We start from the raw sequence: 13,320 nt of genomic DNA on the forward strand, positions 1-13,320 counted from the left end.
CCTTTCTAGTAAAGTCAAGGGATGCCTCGTCCCGACCGGAGCCGCACGGCGCTCGTCGACACCGCCGCCCTGCTCTTCCGCAGGCAGGGATACGCCGCGACGGGCGTCAACCAGATCCTCGAACTCGCCGACGTGAAGGCCGGCTCGCTGTATCACCACTTCCCCGACGGCAAACAGCAGTTGGCCGCGGCGGTGGTACAACGCGCCGGCGCCGACATCGAGTGTCGTCTACGCGAACTCCTGGACTCCGGAGCGCCGGTGACCGACATCGTCGACGGCTGGATCGACCTCACGGCCGCCGGCCTGGCCTCCGATCAGCGCGACGGCTGTCCGATCGAACCGATCGCCACCGAATCGGTGCACGCCAGCGCCGCGGTGCGGGCAGCCTCGGCGGCGGCGTTCGACAGCTGGTGCCGGGCGGTCACGGACCGGTTGCGGACCGACGGGTGGGCACCGGAGCGGGCGCAGCGGACGGCGACCGCCGTGATCGCGCTGATTGAGGGCGCGCTGATCCTGTCGCGCACGTCCGGTGACCCGGCCGCGCTGGATGCGGCCAAGGCGGCCGCCCGCGTTCTGCTCGGCGCTCAGGACACTACTTGCACAGCTCCGTGATGGTGTTGTTGGCCGCGTCGGCGTCGGCGAGCCGCTTGGCCTGCGCCGGTTCACCATTGGGCACACCGGCGGTCGCGTGGGCGCCGATGTCCATCAGGTTGTCGGCGAACTCGCGAATCTTGTCGGCGAGCTGGTCGGGGGTCGCGGGATCGAGCCGGGCCAGCAGATACTGGCCGCCGTCGTAGAGCGACACCCTGGCGTTGGCCGCGACCGCCTGCGCGCCGGTGACGTCCTGCGGGCCGCCCGCGGGCGCCAGGTTGGTGTTCAGCGAGATCCCACGGCGCACGACGTCGGCGGCGTTGCAGACCTTGACCTTGGCGTCGGCGATCTGAGCCGGGTCGTAGTCCGGCTCGGAGTTCTTCGAGTCGTACAGCGCCCATCCGGCAACGGCCAGAGCGGCCAGGGCGATGACGAGACTGATGACGGTCAGCAAGACCAGCCGGCGCGGCGAGTCCTCATACACGCGACCGATCGTAACGGCAGGCACACCGTCGCCAGCGACATGACGGCCTAGAGGTCGAGCCCGATGTCGAGCACCCGCACGGAGTGCGTGAGCGCGCCGACGGCGAGATAGTCGACCCCGGTGCCCGCGTACTCGGCGGCCGACTCCAGTGACAGCCCACCCGATGACTCCAGCTTCGTCGTAGGCGAACGCGAGTCGCGGCGCTGCACCGCGATCTGCGTCTGCCACACCGGGAAGTTGTCCAGCAATACGAGTTCGACAGGATCCGAGCCCTCGGCCAATACTTCGTCGAGTTGCTCGAGAGAGTCGACCTCGACCTCGCACTCGATGTCGGGGGCGAGCGCCCGCACCGCGCGCAGGGCGGCCACCACCGAACCGGCGGCCGCGACGTGGTTGTCCTTGATGAGCGCGGCGTCACCGAGGCCCATCCGGTGGTTGACGCCTCCGCCGACGCGTACCGCGTATTTCTGCAGTGCCCGCAGCCCCGGCAGGGTCTTGCGGGTGTCGCGGATGTCGGCCGCGGTGCCCGATACGGCGGCCACCCACGCGGCCGTGGCCGTCGCGATCCCCGACAGGTGGCAGACCAGGTTGAGCATGGTCCGCTCGGCGGTCAGCAATCCCCGCGTCGGCGCTTCGACGGTCAACACCGCCCCGCCGGCATCCAGCCGGGTCCCATCGGTGACGCGATGCTTCACCAGATAGCCGCCGGCGCCGAGCACCTCGTCGAGCACCAGCAGTGCGACGTCGACGCCGGCGATGACACCGGCGTCCCTGGCCACCATCGACGCCGTCGTCCTGGCTTCGCCGTCGACCGTCGCCAGCGTGGTGACGTCCGGCCCGTAGCGCAAATCTTCCTCCAGCGCGCGGGCGATGACCCTGCGAGCCTCGGTCAGCTCGTCGGCGTTCAGTTCCATCAGCAGCACGCCGCGGCGGGGATCAGCGTCCCGGCCTGCAGCGGGTCGGTGTCGGGGAAGTCGCTGCGGTGGTGGCAGCCACGGGTTTCGGTGCGGGCCGTGGCGGCGGCCGCAACCGCGACCGCGGTGGTGGTCAGCGCGACGTCCTCCAGGTCGGCGCGCGAGCCGATCACCCGCGCCGGCGCGCCGTCCAGCTGCCGGCTCAACGCGGCCAGCCCCGCGCCGTCCCGCGCCACGGAGGCGTGCGTGGTCATCGCCCGCTGGAGATCGGCGCGCGGCAAGGCCCGCCGCACGACGGGTTCGGGAGGACGGGCGGTCACCGGTCCGGCCTCGACAGCGTGTGCGGCCGCGGCCGTGCCGGCCCGACCGCCCACCACCAGACCTTCGAGCAGGCTGTTGGACGCCAGTCGGTTCGCGCCGTGCATGCCGGTCCGCGCCACCTCGCCGGCAGCGAACAGGCCGGCCATCTCGGTGCGACCGTGCACGTCGGTGCGCACGCCGCCGCAGCTGTAGTGCGCACCGGGTACCACGGGGATTGCCTCGAGCGTCGGGTCGATGCCCGCGGCCCGGCATGCCGCGGTCACGGTCGGGAACCGCTCGGTGAAGCCGTCGATCCGGCGCGCGTCGAGGAAGACGCACGGCGCGCCGGTCGCCTCCAGCCGCGCGTGAATCGCGGCGGCGACCACGTCGCGCGGCGCCAGATCGCCCATGGGGTGCACGCCGTCGGTCACCGAACGGCCCTGCGAGTCGATGAGGACGGCGCCTTCGCCGCGCACGGCCTCGGTGATCAGCGGCCGCCGGCCCGCGGCCTGCCCGTCGAACAGCATGGTCGGGTGGAACTGGATGAACTCAAGTTCGCTGACCTGCACCCCGGCCCACGTCGCCAGCGCTACCCCGTCACCGGTCGAGCCCTCCGGATTGGTCGTGGCGGCGTAGAGGTGGCCGAGGCCTCCGGTCGCCAGGATCACCGACGGAGCGTGCACCACGCCCAGCCCGTCCTCGTTGAGCACGAGCACCCCGGTGACCACGCCGGCATCGTGCAGGAGCTCGATGGCCGCATGATTGTGCCGGATGTCCAGTTCGGCGGCAGCGCCGTTGAGCGCGCGCTGCACCTCGGCCCCGGTTGCGTCGCCGCCCGCGTGGATGATCCGCCGACGAGAATGCCCACCCTCTCGCGTCAATGACCACGATCCGGGGGCTGATTCGTCGAAGCGCGCCCCGTCGTCGACGAGCTCGACCACCGCGCGGTAGCCGTCGGCCACTATCGAACGCACCGCGTCGGGGTCGCACAAGCCCGCTCCCGCGGCCAGTGTGTCGGCCACGTGCGCGTCGACCGAGTCATCCGTGTGCGGAAGCACTACGGCGATACCGCCCTGTGCGTAGAACGTCGCAGTGTCGCCGGTCTTGCTGAGCACCATGACCTTGCGCCCGCGCCGGTGCGCGGCCAGCGCGGCGACCAGGCCGGCCACCCCGGTGCCGATCACCACGACGTCGGCGCGCTGCTGCCAGCGTCCGGCCCACAGCCCGGTACCGCAGGCCCGGGCGCGTGTCATTCGCCGCCCCCGGGTTGGCCGATGGCGATCATCCGCTGCACGCTGGCACGCGCCAGTCGAGCGGTGTCGGGATCGACGTCGACCTCGTCCTCGCCGTCCACGAGGCACCGCAGCAAGGCGGCCGGGGTGATCATCTTCATGTACCGGCACGACGCGCGATCGTTCACCGCACGGAAGTCGACATCGGGTGCGGCACGGCGCAACTGATGCAGCATGCCGACCTCGGTGGCGACCAGCACCTGGCGCGCCCCGGTTTCGCGCGCCGCATCGAGCATCCCGCCGGTGGACAGGATCTTGACCCGGTCCTCCGGAAAGGCGCCTTCACCCGCGAGGTAGAGCGCCGATGTGGCACAACCACATTCGGGGTGCACGTACAGCTCGGCGTCGGGATGCGCACGGGCCTGGTCGGCGAGTTCGTCACCGTTGATGCCGGCGTGCACATGGCATTCGCCCGCCCAAACGTGCAGGTTCTTGCGGCCGGTGACCCGACGCACGTGCGCACCGAGGAACTGGTCGGGACAGAACAGCACCTCACGGTCCTCGGGAATCGAGGCGACAACCTCGACGGCGTTGGAGGAGGTACAGCAGATGTCGGTCTCGGCTTTCACCGCGGCGGTGGTGTTGACATAGGAGACGACGACCGCGCCGGGATGCTCGGCCTTCCAGGCCCGCAGATCGTCTGCGGTGATGGACTCGGCCAGGGAGCAGCCCGCCCGCTGGTCGGGAATCAGCACCGTCTTGTCCGGCGAGAGGATCTTGGCGGTTTCGGCCATGAAGTGCACACCGCAGAACACGATGGTGTCCTCGGGGACCTCCGCGGCGATCCGGGACAGTGCCAGCGAGTCACCGACGTGGTCGGCGACGTCCTGGATCGCCGGCAGCTGGTAGTTGTGCGCGAGCAGCGTCGCACCGCGCAGGTCGGCGAGGCGCCGCACTTCGGCAGCCCACTCCTCGTCCCCGTCGACGCCGGAATAGCCGCCCGGACCGTTGACGATGCGGCTGGTCAGCTCGTGTGCGGGCACCCGGTCCAGAACCGTCATGGCCGCCTCCTTCGTCGAATCGGGTTTTCGACTTATAATCGAAAACATGCCATATCGTAGCACCACCCACGAGGTGCTCGCCGCTGTCTTCCAGGTCCGCGACCGTAACCGTGCGGGCGAACTCCAGAAACCCACCCTTCACGTGCTGTTATGGCAGCGCGCACTGGATCCCGAGCGCGGCAAGTGGTCACTGCCGGGTGGCCGGCTGGGCGACGATGAGGATCTGACCAGCTCTGTCAGGCGCCAGCTCGCCGAGAAAGTGGATCTGCGTGAGATTGCTCACCTCGAGCAGCTCGCGGTGTTCTCCGATCCCGACCGCGTGCCCACCACCCGCACCATCGCGTCGACATTCCTCGGGCTGGTGCCCTCCCCCGCGACCCCGGAGCTGCCGCCCGATACGCGCTGGCACCCCGTCAGCGACCTGCCGCCGATGGCCTTCGACCACGGCACCATGGTCGAGCACGCACGCACCCGACTGGTCGCCAAACTTTCCTATACGAACATCGGATTCGCCCTGGCGCCAACCGAATTCGCTTTGTCGACGTTGCGAGACATCTACAGCGCCGCGCTCGGGCACCATGTCGACGCGACCAACCTGCAGCGGGTGTTGGAACGGCGCAAGGTGATCACCCGTACCGGAACCACCGCGCGCTCGGGACGCAGCGGCGGCCGACCCGCGGCGCTGTTCCGGTTCACCGAGGCGCGTTACCGGGTGACCGACGAGTTCGCGGCGCTGCGGCCGCCCGGTTGAGGGGCGACACGACGTCCGACGTGCGAAATTGGATTCTTAACGGTTCCTTAAGTAAGAATGACCGGATGGACTTGGGCAATGTGGCACCGGCCGCCGATGCCGAGTGGATCGGCCAAGTACCCCACGAGGACCTGGTCCGCGGCGCCCGCCCCCGACTGCCCGCCGACGATCCGTTCTACGAGCCGCCTGCGAACTTCTACCACGCAGCGCCGGGCACGGTCCTGCGCAGTCGTGACGTCGAAGTGGCCTTCCTGGGTCTGGTCCCGCAGAAGTTCACCGCCACCCAACTGCTGTACCGCACCACCGACATGAACGGCGCGCCCGAGGCGACGGTCACCACCGTGATCGCGCCCGCCGAGCGGACGAACCGCGCTGTCATACCCGTGATCTCGTACCAGTGCGCCATCGACGCGGTGACATCGCGATGCTTCCCGTCGTACGCGCTGCGCCGCCGGGCGGTCGCGCCCGGCGCGCTGGCCCAGTTCGAGTTCTTCCTCATCGCGGCCGCCCTTGCCGAGGGGTGGGCGGTCTCGGTGCCCGACCACGAGGGGCTCCAGGGAATCTGGGGCACCCCGTACGAGCCCGGCTACCGCATCCTGGACGGACTGCGTGCCGCGGTCAGCTGTCAGCGGCTGGGCCTGGACGCGTCCGCGCCGATCGGGCTGTGGGGATACTCCGGTGGCGGGCTGGCTTCGGCGTGGGCGGCCGAGATGCACGGCCAGTACGCCCCCGAGCTCAACATCGTCGGGGCCGTGCTGGGCTCGCCGGTCGCCGACCTGGGCAACGCGTTTCGCAGGCTCAACGGCAGCTTCTACTCCGGACTGCCCGGGATGGTGGTGGCCGCCCTGTCGCACGTCTATCCCGACCTCGACCGGGTCATCCAGGCGCACGCCACCGATGCAGGCAAGGCGATGCTGCTGCGGATCGAGAACATGACCACCGCGCACGCCGTCCTGCGCTATATCGGCATGGACATGGGCAAGCTGGTCGACGTGCCGCTCGAGGAGATACTCGATTCGCCCGAGGTCAAGCTCGTCTTCGACAGCATCAAGCTGGGCACGGCGGTGCCGACGCCGCCGGTACTGCTGGTGCAGGCGGTGCACGACAAGATCGTCTCGGTGGACGACATCGACGAGCTCAGCGAGATCTACCGCTCGGGCGGCGCCTCGGTGACCTACCACCGCGATCTGTTCAGCGAACACATGCTGCTGCACCCGATGTCATCACCGATGGCATTGCGCTGGCTGACCGACCGGTTCAACGGCAAGCCGCTGTCCGAGCATCTCGTGCGCACCACGTGGCCGACGCTGCTCAACCCGATGACCTATGTCGGCATGGCGCGGCTGGTCAAGATCGCGGCCAAGGTGGTCACGGGCCGGAAGGTGGAGCGCTCTCCACTGTGACGGGCCGGGCGAGTACCGGCTCGTCCACCGGCGGCCACGCGCCCAGGTCGTCGCGCGCGGTCGCCACGGCGCTCAACGAGTAGACCAGCGTCGCGACCGCGGCGGGAAACAGCACGGTCAGCGCCGCCTGTAGCGGTGAGTGACCGAAGAACACCGGTGGCGCCTCGACGACATAGTGCACGCGGTCCTGTTCCGACACGGGCGCCCCGGCGACGTCAATCGTCCCGTAGTGCAGATGCACCAGCAGCGCGCCGACGCCGGCCGCCGCCGCCGCGCCGAGCGCAGAGCCCGCCGCCAGTGCCGCCGTCATCGTCGGGCCGCGATGGGCGCGCCACTGCCAGACCGCCACCGCCGCGACCACAGCCAGGGCGCACAGCATGCCGACGAGCAGGAAGGCGGCGACGAAGAAGTGGTCGCCCTCGTTGCCGAGGTAGGCGCGGACGCGCTCACCGCCGCGGGTGAGCGCGATGACGCCGTGCACCGGCGGGGCCAGCCACGCCCACAGCGCGCCCACCGCCGTTCCGGCGACGATCAGCGCCGCGATGACCGCACCTGCCGCGCGGTTGCGCGAGATACTCGGCGCCGGAACGTCGCTCATCGCAGCTCCAGATCCTTGGAGTCGGTGTGCCCGTGGCGCGAACAGGTGGCCGTCCACCCGTCGGGACGCACCTGGACGACCATGCGGCGGCCACAGTCGGCGCAGAAGCGTGGCGGTTCCAGGCCGAGGCCGGCGGCGGCCGGCACCGCCGTGCCGTCGGGTTCGCCGGTGTAGACGTTGAACGGCATGACTGATTTCTACAGGGTCGCGTTAAGCGCCTTGATGGGCATCTGCAGATCGTCGAGCAGTTCCAGGTCGGCTTCGGCGGGCCGGCCCAGCGTGGTCAGGTAGTTGCCGACGATGACCGCGTTGATGCCGCCGAGAATGCCCTGCTTGGCGCCCAGATCGCCGAGGGTGATCTCACGACCGCCCGCGAATCGGAGCATGGTGCGCGGCAGCGCCAGGCGGAAGGCGGCCACGGCCTTGAGCGCCTCGGCAGCCGGCAGCACGTCCAGGTCGCCGAACGGGGTCCCCGGCCGCGGGTTCAGGAAGTTCAGCGGCACCTCGTGCGGGTCGAGTTCGGCGAGGTCGGCGGCGAACTCCGCACGCTGCTCCAGCGTCTCCCCCATGCCCAGGATGCCGCCGCAGCAGACCTCCATGCCGGCGTCGCGAACCATCTGCAATGTGTCCCACCGCTCTTCCCAGGTGTGGGTGGTGACGACGTTGGCGAAGAACGAACGAGCCGTCTCCAGATTGTGGTTGTAGCGGTGCACGCCCATCTCGGCGAGCCGCGTGACCTGCTCCTCGGTGAGCATCCCGAGCGAGCAGGCGATCTGGATGTCGACCTCGTCGCGAATGGCCTCGATGCCTGCGGCGACCTGGGACAGCAACCGCTCGTCGGGACCGCGCACGGCTGCGACGATGCAGAACTCCGTCGCACCGGTCTTCGCCGTCTGCTTGGCGGCCTCCACCAGGCTCGGGATGTCGAGCCAGGCGCTGCGCACCGGGGACGCGAACAGCCCCGACTGCGAACAGAAATGGCAGTCCTCGGGACATCCGCCGGTCTTGAGGCTGATGATGCCCTCGACCTCGACGTCGGGTCCGCACCACTTCATCCGCACCTGGTGAGCAAGCTCGAGCAGCGCGTCGAGGCGGTCGTCGGAAAGCTGGAGCACCTGCAGCGTCTGCTCCTGGGTCAGGCCTTCGCCACGCTCCAGCACCTGCTGCCGCGCCTCTCCCAAGATGTCGCCCACGCGTGGCCCTCTCCTCCAACTTGAACACGTCGGCGAGCCGACAATTGAACACGTCGGCGAGCCGACAATTGAACAGCGTTCAGGTTAGGGTACGGGCGTGCAGCTTCACAAACGCGACGTGGTCGAGGCGGCGACGGCGCTGCTGGACGACTACGGCATCGCCGACTTGACGATGCGGCGGTTGGCCCGCGAGCTCAACGTCTCCCCAGGCGCGCTGTATTGGCACTTCGCGAACAAGCAAGAGTTGTTGGGGGCGCTCGCCGACCGGATCCTCGAGCCGGTGGACGACGTCGGCGGCCATTGGCAGGAGCGCATCGCGGGGGTCTGCTCGGGGCTTCGGGACGCGTTGCTGTCGCACACCGACGGGGCGGAGCTGGTGTCGGCGAGCTTCGCGGCGGGGCAGTCCGCGGCGATGGCAGGCATTCTCGCCGCGCTCACCAGCGCGGCGGCGGACGCCGGCGTTGCGCCCGAGCGGGCGGAACTGGCCGCCCGCACCGTCGTCTACTACGTGCTCGGGTTCACCGTCGACGAGCAGTCGCGGCTGCAGTGGGATGCCGCGGGCGCAGCGCTGCCCGCACAGCAGTCGGTGTTGACGGAGGACCCCAGCGCACGTTTCGCGTTCGGCCTGCGACTCCTCGTGGCCGGTATCGCCGTCGGCGAACGTGAGGCTCTGCGCTAGAGAGTCGCCGAATCTCGGCGCATAGGCTCACCCCCGATGATCACCGTCGAGGATGTCCGCGGTATCGCGCTGGCGCTGCCCAGGGCCTACGACGGTGGTGCGCGATCGCGTGACGTTCCGGGTCGGACGGCTGGTATTCCTCGCCTTCTCGCCGGACGAGACGGTGCTGGGATTCGGCTTGCCCCGGGAGGAACGAGCCGGTCTGGTGGCGGCCGAGCCCAAAAGTTCATGCTGCCGAGGCCGTCCGAGATGCAGTACAACTGGGCGGTGGTCCGCCTCGACGCGATCGAACTCGACGAGCTGCGGGAGCTGATCCTCGATGCGTGGCGCATGTGCGTCCCGAAGAGCGTTGCCGCGCAGATCGATTAGCCGATCGGGTACTCGATCCGACGGTCGCCGTCCCAGTGCCGCAGACCGGTGATCGTGCCGGGCAGGTCCCGGCCGACCGACCGGATCGTCAGCGCCGTCGGAAGCTGGTCGGGCGGCAGGCGGCGCGCCAGGGTGACGTGCGGCGTCCACTGCCCCGGATCGGAGTGCGGCAGGGTGCCGTTCGGCAGGTACGGGCGGCACGCGTCGTGCACCTCCGCGTGCAGGGCCATCAGCTCGCGCGAAGGCACCAGTGAACGCACCAGCGTGAAAGTCCGGCCGCCGAACAGCATCGGCGCGCCGATGATGCAGGTCATCGGCAGCCGGTCGAGCACCGGCCGCAACGCCTCGTGCACCGCGTCGTCCAGCTGCTCGGCGACCGTCAGCGTGACGTGGGGACGAATGCTCGGCGACCGGTGCCCGGCCTGGCTGCGCACTCCGGCCGCCATCAGGTCGCCCCATACCCGCCGCACCGCAGAATCGGTGTCGTCGTCGAAGGTCAACTCGACCGAATGCACCATCTCTACAGGCTCGCGAGCCAGTCGGTGTCGACCGCCGATGCGCTCATCGCCTCGAACTCCGCGGCACTCAGCACTCCTGCCCCGGCGGGCAGTACCGCACGGATCGGCGCCATCCCGGCCAGCGCCTCGCGGTTGCCCTCTTCGGCGACACCCGGTTCGCGAGGCCACGATCCGATCACCAGGCCGGCACATGAAACACCATGCGCCGCAAGCGCTTCGAGCGTCAGCGCGGTGTGGTTGAGCGTACCCAGCCTGGAATGTACGACGATCAGCACCGGTGCGCCGAGATCGCCGGCGACGTCGCGCAACGTCACCCCGTCGCCGATCTCCGCCAGCAGCCCGCCCGCACCCTCGACCAGAGTCAAGTCCGCATCGACCTCGCATACCGATCCGACCAGCTCGGCGCGCGTGGGCAGCGCCATGCCCGCGCGCTGCGCAGCGGCCCGCGGCGCCAACGGCTCGGGATAGCGCCACCGTCCGCTCAGTCGAGCCACCCCGGCGAGCCGGCCGACGTCGGCGAGGTCGTCGTCGCGCGGGCTGCCGGTCTGCACGGGCTTGCACACCGCGACGTCGATGCCCAGCAGCCGCGCACGGCAGGCCAGCGCGGCGGTGGCCACCGTCTTCCCGACGTCCGTATCCGTGCCGGTGACCACGAGCGTGCTCACCGGCGGGCGGTGGCCAGCACGTCGGTGAGAACCTGGCGCGCCAGCCGCATCTCGTCGTCGGTGAGCGACGCTCGCGCGGTCAGTCGCAGCCGCGAGGTGCCCGCGGGCACGGTCGGCGGGCGGAAGCATCCGACGCGTACGCCGCGGTCCAGACACGCCACCGCCGCACTCAGCGCCACCTCCGGTTCGCCAAGGACCACCGACACCACCGCCGAATCCGGCCGCTCGGGCACCGAGCAGATGGCGGCCAGCTCGGCCGCGTGGTCCAGCACCGCTTGCGCGCGCCACGGTTCGGCGATCAGCACATTGAGCGCCGCCTGGGCCGCACCGACCGCCGCGGGCGCCAGTCCGGTATCGAAGATGAATGGTCGCGCGGCGTCGATCAAGTGGGCGCGCACCGCCGCCGGACCCAGCACCACACCGCCCTGACTGCCCAGTGCCTTGGACAACGTCGCGGTCATCACGATGTCGGGCGCGCCGGCGAGGCCGACCTCGTGCAGCAGACCGCGTCCGCCTGCGCCGCGCACGCCCAGCCCGTGCGCTTCGTCGACCACCAGCAACGCGCCGTGCCGTCGGCACACGTCGTGCAGCGCGCGCAGTGCAGCCAGGTCGCCGTCGGCGGAGAACACCGAGTCGGTCAGCACGACGGCGCGCTCCTCGTCGCGGTCGGCGAGCGCGTCGGCCACGGCCGCAATGTCCCGGTGCCGGGTCACCACCACACGGCCGCGCGACAGGCGGCAGGCGTCGACCAGCGAGGCGTGTGTCAGCGCATCGGACACCAGCAGCGAGCCGGCGCCCGACAGCGAGACGACGGCGCCGAGGTTCGCGGTGTAGCCGGAGGAGAAGAGGAGGCCGGCTTCGGCGCCGACGAAGTCCGCCAGCGCGCCTTCGAACGCTTCGTGCAGCTCGGTGTTGCCGGTGACCAGCCGCGAGCCGGTGGAGCCTGCGCCCCACGTGCGTAGCGCCGCGACGCCACCCTCGATCACCGCTGGGTGCTGTGACAGGCCGAGGTAGTCGTTGGACGCGAGGTCGAGGTCGGCTCCGACGGGAGGGCGGGCCCGCAGCGACCGGCGCAGGCCCGCGGCACGCCGCTGCCGCTCGACGTCGCCGAGCCAGGCCAGTGGCGACAGGTCGGTTCGCGTCACTCGGTTGCCTCCGGGGATGGAACACGTCGGCGAGCCGACAATTGAACACGTCGGCGAGCCGACAAATTGAACACGTCGGCGAGCCGACAATTGAACACCGTTCAGGTTAAGGCACGCGCAACCGCAACCATCGCCGAGGTGATCTGGGCGATCTCGTCCGGTGTGCAGATGTAGGGCGGCATCGCGTAGACGAGGTTGCGGAACGGCCGCAGCCAGACGCCGCGCCGCACCGCCGACGGGGTCGCGACACGCAGGTCCACCGGCTCCTTCATCTCGATCACGCCGATCGCGCCGAGCACCCGCACGTCGGCCACCCCGGCCAGCTCGGCCGCCGGCGCCAGCCCCTCCGACAGGCCCGTCCCGATCCGTCGAACCCTCGATCGCCAGTCGCCCTCGAGCAGCGTCTCCACCGAGGCCACGCCGACTGCGCACGCCAGCGCGTTGGCCATGAACGTCGGGCCGTGCATGAGCGCCCCGGGCTCGTGGGAGCTGATCGTGCTGGCGATCTCGCGGGTGCACAGCGTCGCGGCCAGCGTGAGGTAACCGCCGGTCAGCGCCTTGCCCACGCACATGATGTCGGGGACCACCGCCGCATGGTCGGCGGCGAACAGCTCGCCGGTGCGGCCGAATCCGGTGGCGATCTCGTCGAAGATCAGCAGCACCTCGTGGCGGCTGCACACCGCGCGCAGATCGGTCAGGTAGCGCGGGTCGTGAAACCGCATGCCGCCCGCGCCCTGCACGACGGGTTCGACGATCACCGCGGCCAACTCGCCGGCATGCGACGCCAGCTGCTCCTCGAACCCCGCCATGTAGGCCGGGTCGTAGCCGGCGGGCACCTGCGGCGCGAACACCTGAGCCGCGAGCACCGAATTCTCACCGGTCCACAGCTCGTGCATGCCGCCGTCGGGGTCGCACACGCTCATCGGTGTGAACGTGTCGCCATGGTAGCCACCGCGCCACGTCATCAACCGGTGCTTGTGCCCGCGGCCAAGGCTGCGCCAGTACTGCAGCGCCATCTTCACGGCGACCTCGATCGACACCGAGCCCGAATCGCTGAAGAACACGGTCTCCAGGCCCTCGGGGGTGATCTCGACAAGCAGTTGCGCGAGCCGCGCCGCGGGTTCATGCGTCAGCCCGCCGAACATGACGTGGTTCATGGTGCCCAGCTGTCGGGTGATCGCCGCGTCCAGTACCGGGTGGCCGTGACCGTGGATGGCGGTCCACCACGACGCCATCGCATCGAGTGCCTGAATCTCGTTGCCCTCGTGGTGCAGCGTGAGCCACGCTCCGTGCGCGGCCAGCGCCACCATCGGCGGTTGCGCCTCGGCGCCGATCGTGCTGTAGGGATGCCAGACGTGGGCGGCATCGATCGCGCTGATCTCGGCAGGCGTCAAGGCTGGCACCTTCGGTAGATTAT

The 13,320-nt window shown here is 70.1% G+C and carries 16 protein-coding genes; 5 read left to right on the forward strand and 11 right to left on the reverse strand.

Translation table 11 applies throughout. The annotated features are described in order from the left end of the window. Window positions 1-21 precede the first annotated feature (21 nt). The gene (locus K3G64_RS21710) at window positions 22-612 is read left to right on the forward strand and encodes a TetR/AcrR family transcriptional regulator (protein WP_238887155.1); all 591 of its coding nucleotides are present in this window, start codon (window positions 22-24) and stop codon (window positions 610-612) included. Here the strand turns inward: K3G64_RS21710 and K3G64_RS21715 are convergent. Genes K3G64_RS21715 through nadA form a run of 4 tightly spaced genes read right to left on the reverse strand, consistent with a single transcriptional unit; the run spans window position 593 to window position 4,582 of the window. Further along, window positions 593-1,075 (reverse strand): hypothetical protein, encoded by a 483-nt coding sequence (locus tag K3G64_RS21715; RefSeq protein WP_238887156.1) that lies wholly within the window; start codon window positions 1,073-1,075, stop codon window positions 593-595. The two genes, K3G64_RS21710 and K3G64_RS21715, sit on opposite strands and share 20 nt — an antisense overlap. 47 nt (window positions 1,076-1,122) lie before the next feature. Beyond that, window positions 1,123-1,989 (reverse strand): carboxylating nicotinate-nucleotide diphosphorylase, encoded by an 867-nt coding sequence (gene nadC / locus K3G64_RS21720; protein WP_238887157.1) that lies wholly within the window; start codon window positions 1,987-1,989, stop codon window positions 1,123-1,125. Then, window positions 1,989-3,542, reverse strand: coding sequence for an L-aspartate oxidase (locus tag K3G64_RS21725; RefSeq protein ID WP_238887158.1), 1,554 nt, complete (start codon window positions 3,540-3,542; stop codon window positions 1,989-1,991). The genes nadC and K3G64_RS21725 overlap by 1 nt, the downstream gene beginning before the upstream one ends. Next, window positions 3,539-4,582, reverse strand: coding sequence for a quinolinate synthase NadA (nadA, locus tag K3G64_RS21730; protein ID WP_238887159.1), 1,044 nt, complete (start codon window positions 4,580-4,582; stop codon window positions 3,539-3,541). The genes K3G64_RS21725 and nadA overlap by 4 nt, the downstream gene beginning before the upstream one ends. Before the next feature lie 46 nt (window positions 4,583-4,628). Here nadA and K3G64_RS21735 point away from each other — a divergent pair, with 46 nt between their 5' ends. Together K3G64_RS21735 and K3G64_RS21740 are read left to right on the forward strand one after the other, a co-directional pair. Further along, window positions 4,629-5,333: an NUDIX hydrolase gene (locus K3G64_RS21735; RefSeq protein WP_238887160.1), complete on the forward strand. Its 705-nt coding sequence runs from the start codon at window positions 4,629-4,631 to the stop codon at window positions 5,331-5,333. Between the two features lie 65 nt (window positions 5,334-5,398). Further along, complete coding sequence (locus tag K3G64_RS21740; protein ID WP_238887161.1) at window positions 5,399-6,736, forward strand: lipase family protein; 1,338 nt, start codon at window positions 5,399-5,401, stop codon at window positions 6,734-6,736. Here the strand turns inward: K3G64_RS21740 and K3G64_RS21745 are convergent. Genes K3G64_RS21745 through bioB form a run of 3 tightly spaced genes read right to left on the reverse strand, consistent with a single transcriptional unit; the run spans window position 6,702 to window position 8,527 of the window. Then, window positions 6,702-7,334 (reverse strand): DUF2567 domain-containing protein, encoded by a 633-nt coding sequence (locus K3G64_RS21745; protein ID WP_238887162.1) that lies wholly within the window; start codon window positions 7,332-7,334, stop codon window positions 6,702-6,704. The two genes, K3G64_RS21740 and K3G64_RS21745, sit on opposite strands and share 35 nt — an antisense overlap. Continuing rightward, the gene (bsaP, locus tag K3G64_RS21750) at window positions 7,331-7,522 is read right to left on the reverse strand and encodes a biotin synthase auxiliary protein BsaP (RefSeq protein ID WP_238887163.1); all 192 of its coding nucleotides are present in this window, start codon (window positions 7,520-7,522) and stop codon (window positions 7,331-7,333) included. Before bsaP ends, K3G64_RS21745 begins: the two co-directional genes overlap by 4 nt. A 9-nt stretch (window positions 7,523-7,531) precedes the next feature. Further along, window positions 7,532-8,527 carry a biotin synthase BioB gene (bioB, locus tag K3G64_RS21755; protein WP_238887164.1) on the reverse strand — a complete coding sequence of 332 codons (996 nt, stop codon included), beginning with the start codon at window positions 8,525-8,527 and terminating at the stop codon, window positions 7,532-7,534. 97 nt (window positions 8,528-8,624) lie between these two features. Here bioB and K3G64_RS21760 point away from each other — a divergent pair, with 97 nt between their 5' ends. Together K3G64_RS21760 and K3G64_RS21765 are read left to right on the forward strand one after the other, a co-directional pair. After that, the gene (locus K3G64_RS21760; RefSeq protein WP_238887165.1) at window positions 8,625-9,206 is read left to right on the forward strand and encodes a TetR family transcriptional regulator; all 582 of its coding nucleotides are present in this window, start codon (window positions 8,625-8,627) and stop codon (window positions 9,204-9,206) included. A gap of 36 nt (window positions 9,207-9,242) precedes the next feature. Then, complete coding sequence (locus K3G64_RS21765; RefSeq protein ID WP_370647011.1) at window positions 9,243-9,575, forward strand: MmcQ/YjbR family DNA-binding protein; 333 nt, start codon at window positions 9,243-9,245, stop codon at window positions 9,573-9,575. Here the strand turns inward: K3G64_RS21765 and K3G64_RS21770 are convergent. The 4 genes from K3G64_RS21770 to K3G64_RS21785 form a co-directional block, all read right to left on the reverse strand. Beyond that, on the reverse strand, window positions 9,572-10,093 hold the full coding sequence (locus K3G64_RS21770; protein ID WP_238887166.1) for a 2'-5' RNA ligase family protein: 522 nt from the start codon (window positions 10,091-10,093) through the stop codon (window positions 9,572-9,574). The two genes, K3G64_RS21765 and K3G64_RS21770, sit on opposite strands and share 4 nt — an antisense overlap. 2 nt (window positions 10,094-10,095) lie before the next feature. Further along, a complete protein-coding gene (bioD, locus tag K3G64_RS21775) occupies window positions 10,096-10,758 on the reverse strand; it encodes a dethiobiotin synthase (RefSeq protein WP_238887167.1) in 663 nt (220 codons plus the stop codon). Beyond that, the gene (locus K3G64_RS21780) at window positions 10,755-11,903 is read right to left on the reverse strand and encodes an 8-amino-7-oxononanoate synthase (protein WP_238887168.1); all 1,149 of its coding nucleotides are present in this window, start codon (window positions 11,901-11,903) and stop codon (window positions 10,755-10,757) included. Before K3G64_RS21780 ends, bioD begins: the two co-directional genes overlap by 4 nt. A 101-nt stretch (window positions 11,904-12,004) precedes the next feature. Next, a complete protein-coding gene (locus tag K3G64_RS21785) occupies window positions 12,005-13,306 on the reverse strand; it encodes an adenosylmethionine--8-amino-7-oxononanoate transaminase (protein ID WP_238887169.1) in 1,302 nt (433 codons plus the stop codon). Between the last annotated feature and the right edge of the window lie 14 nt (window positions 13,307-13,320).

Source organism: Mycobacterium sp. IDR2000157661 (genome assembly GCF_022317005.1).
Taxonomy (GTDB): domain Bacteria; phylum Actinomycetota; class Actinomycetes; order Mycobacteriales; family Mycobacteriaceae; genus Mycobacterium.